The following is an 18,406-nucleotide window of genomic DNA, read 5'->3' as shown; positions in this document are numbered from 1 at the left end:
CCCAAGAGCATCTGAACGGCGGCTGCCGACACGCTTCAGCTTGGGTGCAGCGCCGCTTCGGCATTCTCCTTCTCGGCAGCCGGGACAAGACCGGGTGGGCCACTGAGACCGCGCACGATGCCGGCCTCCTCGATGAACACAGGGGATGGGCGATGAAGACGTTGGCAGCTTTGACGGCCGTTGCGCTCGTGGCGATGGGAACATTCGGAGCACCCGAGGCGCAGGCCCGCGGTCAGGGTGGCGCTCTCGTGGCCGGTGTCATTGGGGGACTCGCGGCCGGCGCGCTTCTGGGAGGCGCCATCTCTGAGGCTCGCGACGCTTCTGCCTACGGCTACGGCTATGGACGTCCCGAACCCCGCTATGTCGACGACGATGCGGGTCCCGTCCTGCCCTACCGCCGGGCACCGGTGGTCGGCGAGTCCGCGTACGACGCCGTTTCGGTCTATCGAAGCCCGCGGGCGGTAATCCGACCCTATGGTGAGGGATTCGGCGGATACGCCTACCGCCGCGCCAGGTACGGGTATCGGCCGGATTGCGACCATGCCTACGGCCCTCGCGGCTGGTAGTCGGATCCCTCACCGAGGCCGGCCGGGCAGGCTGGGCGGCCTCTTCCTTAATCCGTCATCACGCAAGCCGGCGCAACCGTCTCTGCCGACTCGCGTTAGCACTATTCGCGGGTAGATCGACTATCCGTCAGCGAACGGCGCCGTAGCCGACTGTTGAGATGCATTTCGAATACCCATATTTCTGCTTTCCTCGTCCTGACAATTGCAACCGAACACCTTTTCGTGTCGGCGTCGATCGCGCATTGGCCCTCTCGTTTCCGCCCCAGATCGACGAAGACCTTCCCGATCGCCTGGCGGATGCCCTGGAAGCGCTGATTGCGGCCCTCGCGCATCCGCACGATGCGGGCAGCCGATCGCGACCGAATTAGCGTTCGGGCGACGCCGACGGCTTGCCGCCATGCGCCGTGACGCTCATCGCGGCCGCCTGCCACGGATGGGAGACCGTGCCACGGCACGGTACCCGCCCATCGAATCACCAGACCTGTCGGCATGTTTGGGGCGCCGTGTCCTTCGCATCGCGGCCGGCCGGAAGGTGGCGCGACGACATCGCATCCCGCCGTCCGCAAGCGACCGCCGTGATTGTGCACGACGGACGGACCTTCGGGTTCCGCCCCGGCGTTCTCCCGGGTGTTCGTCGTCGATGCGGAGTGCCGGATTTTGGCGCATGACCTGAGTTACCCGCCCCTCAATCAGCCCAAGGAGGTGGCGGACGGCGTCTGGATCGTCGACGCGGCGCCAATCCACGCCGGGGGCATCCCCCTTCCCCTCCGAATGACGGTGCTGCGACTGAGCGGCGGCGAGCTGCTGCTCCATTCGCCCGTTCCGTACCACCCGGGCCTTCAGCGGGCCGTGGAAAGCCTTGGGCGCATCGGGCACCTCGTGGCGCCGAGCATCGGACATTGGCTGTTCCTGAAGGACTGGCAAGCCGCCTGCCCCAACGCGATCACCTGGGCCGTGCCCGGCCTGGAAGACCGGAGCCAGGTGCGCCGATCAGGCCTCGCGATCGATGCGGAATTGTCGGACCGGCCACCCCGCGTCTGGGCGAACGAGATCGATCAGGTCCTCGTCGCTGGCCCCGTGTTCAAGGAAATCTGCCTGTTCCATCGTCCGAGTCGGACGCTTCTGCTCACGGACCTGATCATCAACCTCGAGGGTGACCTCCTGCCGGTCTTCGCGCGCCCCCTGGCCCGCCTGCTCGGCATCGTTGCGCCCGAGGGTCGGGCGCCCCTTTATCAGCGGCTTCTCCTGCGCCTGAACCATCGGGACACGGTCCGGGCCGCACACCGCCTCGTCGCTTTCAATCCAGACCGGGTGATCTTCGCCCACGGCCATTGGTTCGACCGCGATGCCGCTGGCGAACTCCGGCGCTCGCTCGCCTGGATCCTGGACGAACAAAGCGCCTCGCGCCGACCGTCTGCGGCCAGCGTAACGACCACCCGAACGCCACTGCGTTCGACGGCGCTGGCGGGCCTGGCCCTCGTGGGTGTCTGGGGGCTCTTCGCCTATCTCCGCCGGTCGCGGCGCTGATCGGCGAGCCGATCCGACAGGGGTCGGGACGCGATCGACAGGATTGGTGCGGACGGCGGGACTCGAACCCGCACAGCCAAAGGCCGCAAGATTTTAAGTCTGCCGGATACTGGTGCATCAAGATGCACTCAGTTGTTCGGAGATGCACAAGCCACTGAAAACATAGAACTTCGTTCGAATTGGCTTGCTTCAGGTATCACCGAGTTGCAGATTTGGTGCCGACACGGTGCCGACACCAGCACCGTGGATGCACACGGTGGGTGCTGTCGTATGCCAAAGATCACGAAGCGGTTTGTCGACGGGCTGAGCGTCGCAAACGCCGGCCGCATAGTGCGAGACGACGACCTGGCCGGCTTCGCTATCCGGCGCAACAATGATGGATCGGTCACTTACCTCGTTGAATACCGCGCCGGTCGCGGGCGCTCGTTTCCAACGAGACGGATCTCCCTTGGTCGCCACGGCGCGCTAACGCCGGATGAAGCCCGGAGAGCGGCCAAGCAGATGCTGGCCCGCGTTGCCGGCGGCGAAGACCCGGCGGCCGAGCGTGCAGGCCGGCGCCGAGAGCCAACGGTGCGCGATGTGCTGATCACGGCTCTGGAACAGCATTGGAAGCCAAAACGACGCGCGAGCACCGCGAAGGTGTTCGAAGAGATGATCAACCGAACCCTGATCCCGGCGTTTGGCGCGATCCGAGTGACGGACCTCTCGCGTCCCCAAGTTCGCGGCTGGCACGCCGCTCAGACCCACCGCCCCCGTGCTTCGAACCACGAGCTGGCGGTGCTCCGGAAGGCTCTCTCACTGGCGATCAGTGATGAGTTGATCGTCGACAATCCAGCCCGCGGAATTCCACTTCACCCTGAGGGATCGCGCGATCGCATTCCGAGCGATGAGGAACTTCGTGCGATCTGGCTGGAGCTTAGCGGAACGGCACTGCGGCTTGAGGCCAGGACGCTGATCAAGCTGCTCATTCTGACAGGCTGCCGGACTGGTGAGTGGCAGACAGCGCGGTGGAGCGATGTCGACCTTCAGCGTGGAATCCTAAGCCTGCGTGCTGAGAACGCGAAGGCAGGCGGCAGACACGTCCCGCTCTCAGAACCAGCCTTAGCTCTCATAGGCGCCCTGCCCCGCCGCTCCGACTTCATCCTCTGCAACGATGTCGGCAATGGCCCGATCACCAAGGATGTTATTCGCCGAACGTGGGAAGCGGTGCGGGGTAAAGTCGGCGCGCCCGACCTACGCCTTCATGATCTCCGCCACGGCTTTGCGACGAGGGGCGCATCATTGGGAGCCAACGCCCTGATCTTGCGTGACGCTCTAGGTCACAAGACCCTGGCGATGACTGGACGGTATGTTTCTCGACAGAATAGCTCAGTAAAGACACTATCTGACAATGTCGCTAGCGAGATCCTGCGCATCACAGCCGTTACAGAAATCTCAAATGTCTAAGGTAGAACTCCCTGCCGATATAGAAAACAGCAAACTTTCTGCTTTGCTCGCGAGCTGTTTCGAACGGGAACTAACCCCCGAATTTCTGACTCAGACTGCTAACTCAATCCGCGTCATGTGCGCTCAGATACGCGCGGACCTAGTTTATGGCGTCTACGATTTACATAACGACATCAACGCGGACACGACTAGAGCAAGCGTCCGCGAAAGCCCTAAAAATGCTCTCCTGCGTCTTCGAGCAGTAGCGCGGAAAAGCAGCAAAAGTGGCGAATGGCAGGAGTTCGTGAAGGCTTGGGCCTCAGTTCCTTCCACAGTTCATAAGAGGATTTGGAGCGCCGCGCCTGCACGATGGAACGTTCTTCAGCAAACCGCGCCCGAGAACTTTGTGGCTTTTCAGTCGGCGAAAGTTGCGTTTCTTGCACCTCGGCCAGGAATTGCGCTCCCGTGGATTGAAGACGCATTGCTCCTAATTCAAAAAGGACGAACTGGGCAGCAATCCCGAACAGACACTGACGAGCTTATCGTATATCTAATTGCGATCTATCGTGCCGTCAGCGGTGATAACACATGTCGCACGTACTCAGATGAGAACGGGTCATCTGGCGGACTTCACAACTTCATCTTGACAGTCTCAACCGGCGTAGACATCGGCGTCGACCAGCAAGGTCGCCAGCGCATCCTTTTGGGGGCTACCGACGAGCGTAGACTTAGGCGCATCACTCGGGAGGTGCGTGCAGGCAACCGATTATATGAAGCCTACACAAAACAGCAGGCCATACTCTTCGGTCAGATCGCACGTATGACAAAGCTCCCATAAGCGCCCTTAGCTTCATATAACAGCATCACCGAACATGCTCGGACAACTCCACGGGAGCCCGAGCCAATGTCAGCAAAGAGCGTTGAAGAGGCCGCCCAATATCTACGGGTAAGCGTCTCTTTTCTGAACCATTCTCGCATCCGAGGCGACGGTCCGGCCTTCTACAAGATGGGTCGCCGCGTCCTCTATGAACCGGCAGATCTCGATCTCTGGAAGGAGACTCGACGCCGCCGTTCCACGTCTGATCTCAATCAGGAGGCAGCGGCAGCGTAATGCCCCAGAACGTCAAAACCCCCGCCGGCCAGGGCGAGGGCTTTGGAAGAATTGTCGCTTCGCAGGCAGACATCCATTCCATAGCACCCTCCCTCCTCGAAATCCAGATGCGGCGCCTTCGGGCTCGCTACGGCCTGAGCCTCGCTCACGCCAGCGTTGTTGCCGAGCAAGCCTATGCGGTCCCTGAGACTTGGGGGTGCCGCGTATGACCCCCGCTCAGGCACAGGCCCTTAGCAAAGGGCTCGACCGGGTACGCGCGGCTGACGACCTGTTCTTCAAGCGCCACCCGCATCAGCACGACCGCATCCGCCGCGCCTACGCCGAGGAGATCGAGCTGGCCCGATATCGCGGCATCATCACCAAGCCAATTCCGGACTGCATCCGCGTCTTCGTTGGCGTGCGCTCCAGCAGCCCGAACGGGAAGGTGATCGGGTTCCTGGCCGCCGACACCGAGACGGACCTGAGCCAAGAGGATGCAGCGATGATGTTTTGCGTCCTCAAGAGCCATTCCGACGAGACCCTGAGCAAATTTGCCGCGCGGAAGCGTGCGGTGCCTTCGTCCTCAAAGACTGGAGGCGTCGCATGACTGCCCACCAGACCCTCAGTCCGACTGACCTGCGCCTCGCCATCCGTGCTCGCGGCTTCCACCCGGTGCCTGTTTCCGGTCCGGCCATGAACGTGCCGTCCGCTGGAAAGCGCCCCATGATGCCTAAATGGGAGCAACGCTGCCTCAACGCCTCACTGGAAGAAATCAGGCGCTGGGGAATTTCAGAGCCCGCCTGCACGAACACTGGCTTGCTCTGTGGTCTCCTCGTCGGCCCGGATATCGACGTTCTCAACCCGGAACTTGCCGGAGCGATTGAAAAGCTGGCGCTAGATCGACTTGGCCCGACTCCCCTCAGGCGCATCGGGCGGGCGCCGAAGGTGCTGCTCGGCTATCGAGTGGCTGTGCCTGTCGACAAGATTCAGACAAAGGAACTCTTCTTCACAGACGACCCTAGAGAGAAGGGCACGAAGGTCGAGGTGCTCGCGCGGGGCCAGCAGTTCGTCGGCTTTGGCACGCACCCGGACACCCAACAGCCCTACAGCTGGGACGACGCCTCGCCGCTCACCATCAACTTCGACGAGCTGCCCGCAACGACAGAGGACGCCCTTCGCCAATTCGTGGTGGAAGCCGAGGCGATCCTGCGCGCAGCCGGTGCTTTGACCCGCGCCGAGCGCAAGCAGGAGATCCGGAAGCGCGAGAGAGAGAACAAGACCCGCGAGGCTAAGGGCCGGAAAACTGCCGGCTTCGGTTTGCATGAAACGCCTGATCGCGAAACGATCGCAGAGGCCTTGGAGCACCTCCCCAACGACTTCGACTATGACGGCTGGGTCCAGATCGGCTTTGCCCTCTACGATGGCTTGGGCGAAGGAGGCCGCGATCTGTGGGAGTGGTGGTCGGCGACCTCGCCAAAGGATGATCCTGGTCTGACGGCCAAGAAGTGGTCGAGCTTTGCCGGCGGGCACTCGGTCAAGATTGGCACCCTGTTCTGGCACGCCTTGCAGCATGGCTGGAGGAGCAAGGGGCGCTCAAGCGCACCGACCCACAATCGCGCTGAAAGGGAGGCTGGCGAAGAGGCAGAGCAGGACGAGAACGACGATCGTCCGACCGTCTTCGTTGTGGCTGGGAAAACGCCTGAAGCTGCCGACCGGGCGGAGGCTCTGCTCCTCGAATCCGGTGTTTGCGTCTACTCCCGCGCCGGCACCCTGGTGCGGCCCATCACGGAGTCGGTTCCTGCCTCGAAGGGCCGGATGACTCAGGTCGCGCGCCTGAGTTCGCTCTGCACGACCAGCTTGTCCGACATCGCGGCGCGTAAAATCCGGTTCCAGAAGTACGACAAGCGCGAGAAAGACTGGATCAACATAAATCCGCCGATTGAGCTTCTCTCCACACTCCTGAAGCGGGAAGGCGAGTGGGGCTGGCCACCGGTCTCAGGGGTGATCACGACCCCGACGCTTCGGCCCGACGGGTCGGTGCTCTCCCGGCGAGGGTACGATCCAGAAACGCGCCTCTTCCTAGCGCTCGACCCGTCTTTTCATCTGCCGCCACTTTCAGAGCACCCGACCAAGACGGATGCCCTGGCCGCGCTGCTCTTGCTGGAGGCTCTGCTCTCCGGCTTCCCCTTCGTCACCCCGGTCGACCGCGCTGTGGCATTGTCGGGCATTCTGACGGCGGTGGTGCGCGGCACGCTGCCGGTGGCGCCGCTACATGCCATCCGGGCGCACAGTCCCGGCACGGGTAAGAGCTTCCTAGTGGATATCGCGTCGGCCATCGCCACCGGCCGGCTTTGCCCGGTGATCGCCGCCGGCAAGACGGAAGAGGAGACCGAGAAACGCCTCGGCGCTCTGCTACGCGACGGAGTGGCGGTGGTCTCGATCGATAACGTCAACAGTGAACTCGGCGGCGACATGCTCTGCCAGATGACGGAGCGCCCTCTCGTGCGGGTTCGCATCCTCGGCAAGAGTGAAGCCCCCGAGATCGAGGTGAAATCGACCACGTTCGCTACGGGCAATAACCTCACCCTTGTTGGCGACATGACCCGCCGAACGGTGCTGTGCACCCTCGACGCCGGGATGGAGCGCCCTGAGCTGAGGGTGTTCGACTTCAATCCTGTGGAGCGCGTGCTCGCCGATCGCGGCACCTATGTTGCGGCAGCCATGACGATCATCCGAGCCTATCGAGCGGCCGGGCTTCCGAGCGTGTGTGGTCCCATCGGTAGCTACGAGGAGTGGTCCGAGGCAGTTCGGGCTCCCCTCATCTGGCTCGGCCACGCCGACCCAGTTTCCAGCATGGAGACGGCTCGTGAGGAAGATCCAGAACTGTCCGCCATCCGCGAGTTGTTCACCCATTGGCAGGAGCACCTCTCGCGGTCATCCGGCTACACCACCAACGCGATCATCAAGGCGGCCTGCGAGAAGCGAGCTGGCACGAACTACGATTACGGCGTGCAGGAGTTCGTCGCTCCCGAGTTCCGAGACCTATTGCTGCGACAAGCCGGTGACGGCGGTGCCGTGAACAGCCGGCGCCTGGGCAAATGGCTCTCGCGGATTAAGGGCCGAGTGGTCGACGGTCACCGGATTGAAATGCGGGAAGACAACAGCAACGGGAACAGGTTCTCGCTCTCTAAAATCGGGGAGCGCAACGATGATCCGCATTTTTAGAGCTGGCGCCCGAGTTTTAGGGGTTTCAGGGGTTTTAGGGGTTTGTTTCAACCGACGCGTGGAAACTGTCAGTGAGATTACGCCGCCTGTAGACGGGCCACCCCCCCCAAGCGCTTGCGAGTGTGTGCATGACAGTTTGGCTGGAGCGGTCAAAACAGACCCCTTAAACCCCTCAAACCCCTATTCGCTGGGGCAGGCGCCCCGCCGTGCTGCGCGCACCAAGCCCCTCACCCTCGGCGTCGGAGGTCCTGTTCGGCTGGTGACGGCTGACGAGATCCGATTCGGCCATCTCACGCATCGCAGGTTGCCAGGCCAGCCGCATGGCGTGCCGATCTGGGAGTTCGGCCGATGATCCCGCCCGATCCACTACCCGAAGGCACAGCCATGACTGACCGGGCCAACGACCTCGCCCGCTACCTCGTCGTGGAAACGGCTCGCCGCTCCACGGCGCTGCAGCAGCACTTCATTGAGGCGCTTCCCGAACCCGAGTGCATCGCCGAACCATCCCCGCTCCCGCCGCCCGGCTCCTGGCCCACGCTCGCGCCGGACGAGATCGCCTTGGGCTTCCAGGCTGCAATCAACGTAATCCGCAACGCCGGCTTCCCTGCCGAGGCCGCTCAACTCTCCGTTCTCAGGGAGGTGCACGGCCATGGCTGAACCGCAGAAGGGCATCCCGGACCCGACGCTCTCAGCGCTGCTCGATGAAGCGGAAGCGATACAGGCTCGCATTCGAGAGTACCTCGTTGCCTGCGCAGCACCGCCCGTTCAACCGTTGGACAATTGGAACAACTGGCCTGCTGACGCTGGCCACGCGGATCATGTGAAGCCATCCAAGATGGCACGCCGCGAAGGCTGCTCGGTCACAACGATCACGCGACGCTGTGAGCCGAAGGCGTCGGCAAGAAGTACGATGGCAAGCATTGGCGCGTTTCGCTTTGGCGCAATGAAGCCTGGAAGAAATCCAGCTCAAAATAACGACCTGCTGCATTGATTGCAGCAAATGCAGCGTTGCGCGTGCACGACTTGCTGCCTTTAATCATCTAACGACGTTGGAGCAGCCGAGATGATCGCGCCAGCGGCTCCGTGAGACAACGGGAATTCGGCCTGCGAGCTTCAACGTTTAGGCGTCAAATCGTTCAAGGCCGATGTGAGCCGCACAGAATTTGGGATGAACGGGCGAATGTTGATGAGAGCACCCAAGCGTCCGAAGGAAAAGGCTGCCACTGCTGGCAACAACGTCGAGGATCTTCGTCGTGAGCTTGCGACGGTCGATGCCGAGCGCGCGGACGCGATCCGCACGCGTTGCGATCTTGAGGACGGCCGCGCCGATACCGTTGAGGCCGGCGACTTGGACGCGCTTGAGGCGCTGGACCGGGACATTGAGCGGGCCAAGCGCCGAATCGACATTGCCGAGAGCCGCCATGCTCGCATGACGCTCGATCTGCAAGCCGCCGAGATCGAGGCCGAACAGACCCGCCGCCGCGCCCTGCGCGCCGAGGCCGAAGCCGCCATGGCTGAGATGCAGCGGCTGATCCAAGAGGAGTACCCGCCGGCCGCTATAAAACTGGCAGCGCTCCTGAACCGCGCCAAGGAACTCCGCACAGTCGCGATCCGCGCGAACAACGAGCTGCCTGAAGGCGCCGAGCCTGTCTCGACCATCGCCGAACCGGAATTCAATGGCCGTTGGCTGAAGGACTCCAAAGACCTGACGGTCGAGCGGACTTACTACGTCAACAAAACGACCGGACATCGCGCCGGCCCGCATGATTGTCCGATGCTTCATAGCGAGCGCGGCAAGTGGGATGCTGTCACGGAAACTGTTGAGCTACCACGTCCGATTTATCCTGACGTCCCGCATCAGTCTGTCGTGGACTTCACCAACCTGCCTGGTCTGAAGCGCGACGCGTACATCTACGGAGCCCCGTTCTGGGGCCAGCCGCGAGCCTAAAAGGACCAACTATGTTTTCCGAAAAAGCATTTCAGGACTGGAAATCACGGCAGGGTGCTGTGGCCGAGCGCGAGCGTGCTCGCATCCGCTCTGAGATCGAGGCCGAAGTGGACGGTGCTCTGGATGAGATCCGCACCAGGACCGAAGTCGAGCGCAGCCGCGAGAACTTCCTGCACGCGACTCGTCATGCCCGCGCGGTCGCCGCTGTCCGCGATGCCGATCCGAAGAACCCTGTCGGCACCGAGCGCCGAACCGCAGACGGCACCGTGTGGGTGCGCAAAGCCTGATCAAAGGAAGTTCAATGTCAGCCAATCACCCGACCTTCAGCGCATCCGGCCCGGATGCCACCTACACGCCAGCAACGTTCAATGACGTGGACGGCAGCTATCAAAAGGGCGTCACGCCGGCCGTGCTCTTGGCAGGCCAAATTGGCGCTGTCAGTGTCGGGCTCAACAACGTTGTCTCGGCGAGTACAGGATACGCCATCGGTGATATCGCCGGCCTTGTGACCCGATACGATGCTGCAAGCAAGCAGCTCTTCACCTACTGGCAGAACTTCACGTCAGGCACGCTTCCTAGCGGTGCACCGGCCGCCGGTAGCTACACCCCGTCTCCTCTGATGGGCTTGCCGCAGGGCGAGGCCCACCTCGGCGCGATCAGCGGCGGCTCTCAGCTCGTGAAGCTTCAGTGGAACCGCCCTGCGAACACAACGCCCTATGACAACGGTGATCTGATCGGGAAGACGACGACCGTCACCAGCCCGTCTGACGGCACCGGCAACGCCCTGATCGCGTTCGGCGCCCGCATCGCCAACGCGCCGATCAACCTCGTCCGCGCCCGCATGTGGAAGTCGAGCCCGTCGCTCACTGGCGCCACCTTCCACCTCCACTTCTTCGAGGAAGTGCCGACCCTGACGGTGGGTGACAACGGCGCTTTCAACTCCACCCCGACCGGGACCGGCGGCACTCTCGCCTGTGACCGGGTGCGCTTCTACGCCGGCAAGCTGACGGTGGTCATGGACAGCTCGCGCTCTGACGGCTGCACGGGCATCGCCACGCCGCAGATCGGCAGCCAGATCATCCTCAACCCGGCCTTTGGCACCAAGGCGTTCTACGTCGTGGTGGAAGCGGGTGCAGCCTACACGCCGGCCAACACCGAAGCCTTCGGCCTCACCTTCGAAATCTATCAGGACTGAGGGAGACCAGCATGGCAACGACCTTCCTCGACCTCACCACGGCCTGGCAGCAGATCAGCACGACCGCCACGGCCGTTCAGATCACGTCTGGGACCATCCTGGTTCAGGTGCAGACGGCATCGCCCGCAAGCAATGACACTCGCGGTCACGTCTTCTTCAACGGCGATCTCCCCGGCGTCAGCTGGGAAGCAGCGACAGCCGGTGAGAAGCTTTATGCGCGAGCGCGTGAAGGCGTTGCGACGCTCGCGCTGACGCCGGACATCGGGTGAGAAGGCGCGAGCACGTGGTTCAGCATGGCGTCCATCTTGAGAACTGTGGGACGGCCTCGTGCTGGACAGCCCTAGCCGGAGAACGAGCCGAAGCCCTCGAAGTCGGATGTCGAAGGAACGACCTTGCTCGGCACGCTGAAGTGCTTCTGCGATGCGTCCCGGATGCGGTCGTCCTGAACCAGCTCCAAACGCTGGTTGCTGTTCGCGACGCTGGAGACATGACGCTTCTCAATCGCGGCGTCCGACAAAGGGCAATGCTTGGGCGTGATGTAGTTGCGCATTCGGGTAATCCCGCTGGTATGCCACGGCTGTCTGGATGTGAGCAGAGAATGCATTGCATCGCACCGTGTTCCTCGCAAGTGCGAAATCACGAGGTCGCAGGGGCAGCGCTATGCGCAAACCGGCGCGAGCATGTTCAAGACCGACCGCCTACAATGATCAAAGGGGCAGGTCGCACCCTATCTCGGAGGTACGCAGGTGATGCAGATACACGAACGGCGGGACTTTCGCCCCGCCGTCTGCCGTCTCGAAGATCGATAGTACTAGTAGGCGGCGCCACGGCGGCTGCCGCGATCCTGATACATCATCTCTTCGTTCTGCTCGTCCTGCTCATAGCGAGCCGAACGATCGCCACGACGCGGAGCAATCGTGCCCGTCACGATGTCATCGGCTGCGCCGACAGTCCCGCCAACCACGCCACCGACTGCACCGGTCACGCCGCCAACGACATTGCCAACGCCGCCGAGGAGACCGCCCTGCGAACGCGGCGGGTCAATGTGAGCGCCCCATACATTGAGGGTGCCGTCACGGTTGTAGCTGGAGCTGTCCGAGTTGAAGTTCTGGGCGAAGCTCGGGGACGCTGCAAAGCCGATGGCGAGCGCGATACCTGCAACGATCTTGGAAGAGGTCTTCATAATGGATCCTTTCGTCGTTCACGCGATCAGGGAGCGAATACGCAGCTCTATAATCAGGTGAAGGATTGGCGTTGGACCCTACTTCGTGCGCCTATTCTGGTACACAACCTGATCTGCACATCAGGTCGCGGGCGTATAGTTCTAGTTCGAGGAGAGCGCCTGGACATATTGCGCCGCGACATTGCCAGCGAGCGAAAAAGCCCAACGTGGGCAGATGGTTCCGTTCTCTGGCCCAAATGGGCGGTGCAGCGCAGCAATCCACCTATGCACTCAGGTCAGCGCGAGTTCCAGGGTCCTAGATTGCCCCCGCCAGGGACACGGGTCCGCCCGAGTGCAGTAGCTCTCTAGGTGCAGACTTCTGAAGTGGGTTGTTGTTGTTTCTTTCGAGGATTAATAGATGGCTGAGACCCTTAACCGGAAGCAGATCGCAGATCTCTGCAAGGTCAGCCTTCCTACAATCGACGCATGGGTTGGTCGCGGCTGTCCAGTCGTGGAATACGGCAGCAATGGACGATCCTACAAGTTCAACGCGCGCGACGTGTTGGGATGGCGCAGGCGGTATTCCTATCAGCCTAAGCGTCGGAATCCCGTTTTTGTGGAAGTCGTCGGACGATTGGTGCGTGAGGTTGCCATGACGGTCGGTCCGGCAGCGGTAAAGGCCGGAGCATCGATCCGAACAGCCTATGGCCTTGAGTCCCTGCTGACCATCCGGCTGGCGACGTTTGCGCAGGACTCTCTTGCTCGCAATGGACACCACGGCGTCAGCCTCCTCGAAGACTACCTCACCATTGAGGACGAGACGGATTGGCAAGGCATCGCCGACGAGGCGGGCCAGAGCTTCGATCAGGACGAATGCACGCAGTTCGCTGACGACCTGATCTTCCCGCCGGGCTGGAAGCCGCCGCAGGGGTCTCCCGCCGCTCTCGCGGCGGAGCAGCAGGAGAAGCCCGATGTCTGAGCCGCCTCGCGTCACGCTCACAGACGAAGCGCCAAAAGTCGTCCGCATCCCGAAGGCCGAGCGGCTGTTCGTGGATGCGCCGGAGCCCGGCACCTACCGCGATCCCTTCACGGGCAAGCTGATGCGGCTGCGCAAGCGCCAGGGCAGCGAGTGGTGGGGCACCCTGCTCGACCGCATCCACCGCTAAGCCAAAGCCAGAGAGGTATGATCTATGTCTGACCCCGATCTGATCTGCGAGGTTCGCACCACGGATGGCACCTACCGCAACTGGCTTTCGGTTGCGATGACACAGTCTTTCGATGATCGAAACGGCTTCCGCAATTTTCGTCTGATCTGTGCCGAGCCGAGCGCAGTCGCCAACCTCAGGCTGAAGCCCGGCGACAGGGTGGACATCGCCTTGGCGGGACAAGTGGTCGTGAAAGAGGGCTACATCGTCAATCGTCAAGCAGCCTATGATGCGAACCGCCACGTCGTGCAGATTGATGGCTACTCAAAGGGTGGGCAAACCACGCGAGCGTCAATCAACGAGGGCACGGGTCAGTTTCGCGGCTACAAGCTCGAAGCAATCGCGAACTCGGTCCTCAAGCCGCACGGAATCAAGTTCAAGGTCGTCAACCCGCCGGACGGCGCGGACGAGCCCTTCACAAACGTGCAGGTTCGGTTCGGTGAGACGCCGTTTCAGCTGATTTCCCGGCTGTGTAATCAGCGCGGGCTCTGGATCAGCTCCGAGGCGGACGGCACGATGGTGGCCGGCGCGGACACGAAGGGCGGTGGCGTGACCTTCGAGGAAGGCGTCAACATCCTTTCGGCGAACTGCTCCATCGCGATGCCCTCGGTTCAGGAGGTCATCGTCAACGCGCAGAAGCCCGGCTCGGACAGCTTGTTCGGGAGGAAGGCGGCCGAGATCCAGGCCAAGGCCACGATGCAGGGGCCGAAAGGGCAGGTTCGTAAGGTCCTAGCCGAGATGCCGCTGAACGAAAAAGAGCTGAAGCTGCGCACCAACATGGAAGTCCAGGCGATTGAGGCTTCGCTCGTCCGGGTCAGCATCACCTACCAAGGCTGGCTGCGGCCCGGTATAGGCGGATTGTGGGAGCTTGCGCACGACTACGCGACCATCAAGTCGCCGATGCTGTTCCCGACCGAAAGCGGGCAGATGAAGATGAAGCTTTGGAGCTACGTCTACTCGCAGTCCGAAGCCGGAACGACCACGACGTGCGAGTTCGTGAGCGAGAAGGCGTTCGAGCAGAAAGCCGCCGATGCCACAAAAAACGATGGGTTCATCAGCAATGGTGCTTCGCTGGCTGTGCCAGAGGCGGTGACGTGAACGTGTCCAAGAGCCGTCAGATGTAAAAGACGGGCATCTGACGGGCGTCCCTTTTCAATCCAAGCGGGTCAAATGCCGGTCCTGCGCCTCCCAAAACTAGCTATTGCAGCCGCCGCCAAATTCAGATCACCTCGTCATGGCCACTGGGAACGCCCGGTAGCCCAGGACGAAGGGCCGCCCGTGGAAGTCGGGAACGCCTCGGATGCGTGATCAGCTGGTGGCGGACGACGGAGTCTCCGATCAATCCGAGGAATTCGTCACGAGGCCGGGGCGGGGGGCGAGAGCGCAGCCTCAGCCGATACCGCCCTGGCTCGGACGCGCCGACGTAGTCCTAAGCAGCGGAATGCGCCGTTCGGCCTCTGACAGGATAAGGCTGGAGCGACGCATTCCGTTGGTCGTTCGGCTTCTGACAGGATGAAACCGCAGCGACGGCTCACCTATGCGACGATGCCCGCACAAGACAAGCGTTTGAGACTACCTGAGTGGCTCACCGCGCAAGCCGAAATTTCCTGGGCGGTTTAACATCGTCAACAGGGACGAGCCTCAGCCTGCCGGCGAGCGCAATCAAATCCTTCAGGCGTCCCGTCTGGGTTTTACGGCGTAGGTTGAGACGGTGGGACTCCACAGTGCGGACGCTGAGGTCCAGCCGGCGCGCCACATCCTTATTGCTGAACCCCGCACTCAGCATGCGCAGGATCTCTGTCTCTCGATGCGTAAGGTCGAGACCAAGGGGCTCCGTGGCGACAACAGGAGGTGTGCCAGCCTCGTGGGGCAGGCTCTCACCACAGAGCGTCAGCGCTGCTCGGAGATCGTCCAACGAGGGGCGCCGTGTGACAAAGCTATCTGCACCAGCGTCCACCAGCTGCCGCAGTTTGACCGCGTCCATAACTTGAATGGCCACTACGATGCGCAAGCTCGGCCATTGCTTCTTCAGCGTGGTGATCCGCACGAGTGCAGACGCAACCGTCGCGTCTTGCACGCCGATAAGCGCTGCTTTGCACTGCGGCTTAGATTGAGCCAGCTCCGCGTCGGATATCATCTGAAGCGAGGGCATCTGCTCCACGATCGATCGTAGCGCCGGATCAGTTGCCGCTAACTGGTCCTCGTAGAGAACGCCTACAGCCGCACTCATATCGTTTGCCTGTCCCAACCCCGCTTGAAACGCTCAGGGGAACTCGCAACGGCAAAGTCACAGATTCCGTTCCACCGCCATCTTCTCGCTTTGGATCAAGCCGGGCCACGCCACATCTTGATCCTGCCCAACGCAACAACCTGGCCTGAGAGCAACGCAAGACGACGCCACAAAAGATGGCGGGTCCTTCAATCTCGGGAACTCAGCGGCACAGCCGGAGGCGGCGACGTCGAGGGATCAATCGAACCTGTGGCCCGCCAGCCCTAGGCGCCTTCTTCGCGATCCTTCACTCCATCCGGCCCCCCACCACTCGCCGGATCCCATGCCAGCCTCACCGAAGCCCAAGCTCGTCCCCGCCGACCCACAGCTCTGGCGCCAGGGTTTTCTCGACCTCCGGCCCAGCGTCGTTCCGTGCCCTGGCTTCACGCTTCAGTCCTGGGGCGGCGCGCACGAGGCGTGCATCGACTTCTTGGACCGCTGGGCGGATCAGGCTGTTGCCCTGGGTTGGACGACGCTGGACGTGTTCGGCGTCCATCCTGAGGCTGGCACTGTTCGCCCCGACTTTTGCGGCGCGATGGTGCTCGGCACCGAGCGAGTGTCTGGAATCGACGAGACCCGCATGCGCTTCGTGAACACGACCTACTACCGGAACACGCCTGGCCGCCCCAGTGGCGCGGTGCCGCTGTGGGCCTTCGGCCGGTGATGCTGGCCCGCTGCGTGCTATCTCTGCCGAATGGCTGAGAACCCCACGACCGGCGACCTCTACAAGGCGAAGGCCATCCTCGATGCGGACGTGGTCGCCGCTGTCGAAGCCTTTATGGCCGACCCAACGACGACGGCCTTTCTGTTCAGTGACGGCTACCGAATCGATCTCGCTGAGGCCGTGAGCAGTCACGAGTGGGCGAAGGTCACTGTCGCGAACAGAGATGCCACTGAGCACTTGAAGCGTGTCGCCGTGCGTACCGCAATCCTGCTGGCCCGTCCGGAGAAGGTATAACGATGGCCGACAACGAAGTGGACGATGCCCTGTTGAGGCAGGCGTTTCGCTACCTTCTGGAGCAGGGTGAGCCGATCAAGCTGATTGGCGAAGCTGAAGTGCTGGCGTTCGAAATGGCAGGCCGATCCGTCAGTGCAAGCCAAGTCGTCTTGAAGGCTTATGCGGCAGGGATGGCCGGCACCGCTTAGGCATCGAGGGTACATAGGAGTTCCAGGCTTGAGCGACGCGGTAGCGCCCTGGCGCGAGATCACGACTGACGACTATCACCCACGCATCTTCCCAGCGACGATAGCCAGCGCCCCTTGAATCGCATCCAGCGACCGCGTGTACGAACTTCTATACGAGCAGCACGAAGGCAGGTGTCGACTCCGGCTGATCCTGCGTGAGGCCATCGACCTGAAGCGCGGGCCAAAGGCAGATCCGCTCTGGTACTGGGATTATGACGCCGGGCCGCCTGCGATCACCTGCGTGGCCGAGACGTGGATCCTGACGAAGGATGGGCGCCGACGGCGGGTGGGTGAGAACGGGTACGCGTCGAAGTGATCACCGGCGGCTTTTTCGCCGCCGCATGCCTTCGAGCATTTGGATCATTGAGTTGCCTTAAGCTGTTCGATTGACTCGGCTTCTCGGCGCTGATTCCTTAGCGAGACATGTCCCTAGAGTTGAGTCGCCTGCAAGGATTGAGATGCGGTCCGAAGGATGTCTCAGTCCACGTCGGCGATGTTCCCCAGCAAGTCGCTGTCCATCTCCAAACGGCGTTCCGCGCCGTAAATTTATCGCGGGCTTCATACGAGAAAATTTGCGGCCACCATCCCGACTTAGATGACTATGACTTCCTTCAGTTGGCGTTCGTACTGCGCCATGGGCTGTGGATCTCCGAGTCGAAAAAGCCGAACTGCGCGATCGGCGTGTCTACTCTTCCAACCTCAGAAATCCGGTACAAGGCCGTGGTAAAGCGTCCTGCCGAAGGGCCTGAGCTTTGGCTTACTGCCTTTCACCGAATCAATCCGCGAGCCACAGCGACGCTCCTAAAACGCGGATCAATCCTGAGGGCTTACCTTCCATAAGGAAGGGGCGCCCTGAAGGCGCCCCTTAAGCCTCTGTCACGGTAGGGCCTGCCAGAAACCCTACAAAGCGCTCCGATCTTACGATCGTGCTACGGCCGGCAGATTTTCACCGTGTCGCGCAACAGAAGCAAACTAGACCATACGCGGGTTAAGCCCGAGTTCGCCTGCTTGGTTAGCGAATTGTGCATGCTGGAGGCCTGGTTGGCAAGCGGGCGGCTTTTGTCAAGCAACCAAACGCTAAACGTTTTGAGACTCGCTCTCTCGTTCCGACGTCTCGCGCAATGCTACCCATTGACGTATCGTTGATGTCAGCAGGAGACCAATCATGTTTATGATGCGGCTATACCGAAGCAACCCGGGTGATATCGCTAAAGGCGACGTTCCTTGCTCAGAGAGCGATGTAGATAAGGCTGAGGCAGAGCTAGCAGACTATCTCGCCGCTTGTCATGCATCAGCAAGCGTTGCGCGAGTTAAACCTCTTATGAGACAATTGATCGATGATGATGGTCAGGTTGCAGCAACCTATAGCATGAGGCCCGGCGGTGCGGTGAAGGTTCCGTAATCGGCGCTTGATGGGGCGGTAGGCTGGAAACACCCCGCCTACGCGATAAGATGGCGGCCGCAACGAGCGCCCACTTCAGACAAGTGACGCTCTTGCTTTTCGCAGGCGGAGGGGCGGCGTAGACACGAAAAACCCGCCTCGGATTGCTCCGGGCGGGTGAAGGTATCGGCTCGATCAAAGGCTGAGACCGCGCATCCGCCGCTCATC

21 protein-coding genes are annotated in these 18,406 nt (G+C 61.9%); 18 read left to right on the top strand and 3 right to left on the bottom strand.

The genetic code is table 11. The features are described from left to right. The first annotated feature begins 724 nt into the window (after positions 1 to 724). The 12 genes from CRT23_RS27775 to CRT23_RS11245 all read left to right on the top strand — a co-directional run bounded on the left by CRT23_RS27775 (position 725) and on the right by CRT23_RS11245 (position 11,245). Positions 725 to 934, top strand: coding sequence for a hypothetical protein (locus CRT23_RS27775; RefSeq protein ID WP_146056364.1), 210 nt, complete (start codon positions 725 to 727; stop codon positions 932 to 934). Between the two features lie 289 nt (positions 935 to 1,223). Next, on the top strand, positions 1,224 to 2,093 hold the full coding sequence (locus CRT23_RS11295; protein ID WP_103709872.1) for a DUF4336 domain-containing protein: 870 nt from the start codon (positions 1,224 to 1,226) through the stop codon (positions 2,091 to 2,093). 270 nt (positions 2,094 to 2,363) lie between these two features. Continuing rightward, positions 2,364 to 3,539: a site-specific integrase gene (locus CRT23_RS11290; protein WP_103709763.1), complete on the top strand. Its 1,176-nt coding sequence runs from the start codon at positions 2,364 to 2,366 to the stop codon at positions 3,537 to 3,539. Positions 3,540 to 4,422: 883 nt separating this feature from the next. Then, the gene (locus tag CRT23_RS11285) at positions 4,423 to 4,629 is read left to right on the top strand and encodes a helix-turn-helix domain-containing protein (RefSeq protein WP_103709762.1); all 207 of its coding nucleotides are present in this window, start codon (positions 4,423 to 4,425) and stop codon (positions 4,627 to 4,629) included. 205 nt (positions 4,630 to 4,834) lie between these two features. Beyond that, positions 4,835 to 5,215 (top strand): hypothetical protein, encoded by a 381-nt coding sequence (locus CRT23_RS11275; protein WP_103709760.1) that lies wholly within the window; start codon positions 4,835 to 4,837, stop codon positions 5,213 to 5,215. Next, positions 5,212 to 7,833 (top strand): PriCT-2 domain-containing protein, encoded by a 2,622-nt coding sequence (locus tag CRT23_RS11270; RefSeq protein WP_103709759.1) that lies wholly within the window; start codon positions 5,212 to 5,214, stop codon positions 7,831 to 7,833. Before CRT23_RS11275 ends, CRT23_RS11270 begins: the two co-directional genes overlap by 4 nt. A gap of 348 nt (positions 7,834 to 8,181) precedes the next feature. Continuing rightward, positions 8,182 to 8,490, top strand: a complete 309-nt coding sequence (locus tag CRT23_RS11265) for a hypothetical protein (RefSeq protein ID WP_146056363.1) — start codon at positions 8,182 to 8,184, stop codon at positions 8,488 to 8,490. Next, a complete protein-coding gene (locus CRT23_RS27770; RefSeq protein ID WP_146056362.1) occupies positions 8,483 to 8,824 on the top strand; it encodes a hypothetical protein in 342 nt (113 codons plus the stop codon). The genes CRT23_RS11265 and CRT23_RS27770 overlap by 8 nt, the downstream gene beginning before the upstream one ends. A gap of 195 nt (positions 8,825 to 9,019) precedes the next feature. Beyond that, on the top strand, positions 9,020 to 9,781 hold the full coding sequence (locus tag CRT23_RS11260) for a hypothetical protein (RefSeq protein WP_146056361.1): 762 nt from the start codon (positions 9,020 to 9,022) through the stop codon (positions 9,779 to 9,781). 11 nt (positions 9,782 to 9,792) lie between these two features. Next, entirely contained in the window at positions 9,793 to 10,068 is a 276-nt protein-coding gene (locus CRT23_RS11255) for a hypothetical protein (RefSeq protein WP_146056360.1), read from the top strand. Between the two features lie 14 nt (positions 10,069 to 10,082). Continuing rightward, positions 10,083 to 10,976 (top strand): hypothetical protein, encoded by an 894-nt coding sequence (locus CRT23_RS27765; protein WP_146056359.1) that lies wholly within the window; start codon positions 10,083 to 10,085, stop codon positions 10,974 to 10,976. 11 nt (positions 10,977 to 10,987) lie between these two features. After that, on the top strand, positions 10,988 to 11,245 hold the full coding sequence (locus CRT23_RS11245) for a hypothetical protein (protein ID WP_103709754.1): 258 nt from the start codon (positions 10,988 to 10,990) through the stop codon (positions 11,243 to 11,245). Between the two features lie 71 nt (positions 11,246 to 11,316). Here the strand turns inward: CRT23_RS11245 and CRT23_RS11240 are convergent, their stop codons facing one another. Together CRT23_RS11240 and CRT23_RS11235 are read right to left on the bottom strand one after the other, a co-directional pair. Next, complete coding sequence (locus tag CRT23_RS11240; protein ID WP_103709753.1) at positions 11,317 to 11,526, bottom strand: hypothetical protein; 210 nt, start codon at positions 11,524 to 11,526, stop codon at positions 11,317 to 11,319. Between the two features lie 261 nt (positions 11,527 to 11,787). Next, positions 11,788 to 12,159, bottom strand: a complete 372-nt coding sequence (locus tag CRT23_RS11235; RefSeq protein WP_181017321.1) for a hypothetical protein — start codon at positions 12,157 to 12,159, stop codon at positions 11,788 to 11,790. A gap of 397 nt (positions 12,160 to 12,556) precedes the next feature. On the opposite strand from CRT23_RS11235, the gene CRT23_RS11230 reads away from it, so the two are divergent. The 3 genes from CRT23_RS11230 to CRT23_RS11220 are packed head-to-tail and all read left to right on the top strand — an operon-like array spanning position 12,557 to position 14,441. Continuing rightward, entirely contained in the window at positions 12,557 to 13,117 is a 561-nt protein-coding gene (locus CRT23_RS11230; protein ID WP_103709752.1) for a terminase small subunit, read from the top strand. Next, a complete protein-coding gene (locus tag CRT23_RS11225) occupies positions 13,110 to 13,304 on the top strand; it encodes a hypothetical protein (RefSeq protein WP_103709751.1) in 195 nt (64 codons plus the stop codon). The genes CRT23_RS11230 and CRT23_RS11225 overlap by 8 nt, the downstream gene beginning before the upstream one ends. A 24-nt stretch (positions 13,305 to 13,328) precedes the next feature. Beyond that, complete coding sequence (locus CRT23_RS11220; RefSeq protein WP_103709750.1) at positions 13,329 to 14,441, top strand: hypothetical protein; 1,113 nt, start codon at positions 13,329 to 13,331, stop codon at positions 14,439 to 14,441. A 487-nt stretch (positions 14,442 to 14,928) separates the two neighbouring features. Here the strand turns inward: CRT23_RS11220 and CRT23_RS11215 are convergent, their stop codons facing one another. Then, positions 14,929 to 15,495, bottom strand: a complete 567-nt coding sequence (locus CRT23_RS11215; protein ID WP_245436157.1) for a response regulator transcription factor — start codon at positions 15,493 to 15,495, stop codon at positions 14,929 to 14,931. Positions 15,496 to 15,895: 400 nt separating this feature from the next. Here CRT23_RS11215 and CRT23_RS11210 point away from each other — a divergent pair, with 400 nt between their 5' ends. From CRT23_RS11210 to CRT23_RS11200, 3 genes are read left to right on the top strand one after another with little or no spacing between them, the layout of a single operon-like run. Next, complete coding sequence (locus CRT23_RS11210; protein ID WP_103709748.1) at positions 15,896 to 16,276, top strand: hypothetical protein; 381 nt, start codon at positions 15,896 to 15,898, stop codon at positions 16,274 to 16,276. Between the two features lie 30 nt (positions 16,277 to 16,306). Continuing rightward, positions 16,307 to 16,570 (top strand): hypothetical protein, encoded by a 264-nt coding sequence (locus tag CRT23_RS11205; protein WP_103709747.1) that lies wholly within the window; start codon positions 16,307 to 16,309, stop codon positions 16,568 to 16,570. 2 nt (positions 16,571 to 16,572) lie between these two features. Further along, a complete protein-coding gene (locus tag CRT23_RS11200) occupies positions 16,573 to 16,758 on the top strand; it encodes a hypothetical protein (RefSeq protein WP_103709746.1) in 186 nt (61 codons plus the stop codon). Positions 16,759 to 18,406: the final 1,648 nt, after the last annotated feature.

Source organism: Methylobacterium sp. V23, from assembly GCF_002917135.1.
Taxonomy (GTDB): Bacteria; Pseudomonadota; Alphaproteobacteria; order Rhizobiales; family Beijerinckiaceae; genus Methylobacterium.
Note: the sequence above shows the minus strand (reverse complement) of the source record. Positions and strands in the feature narration are given on the sequence as shown.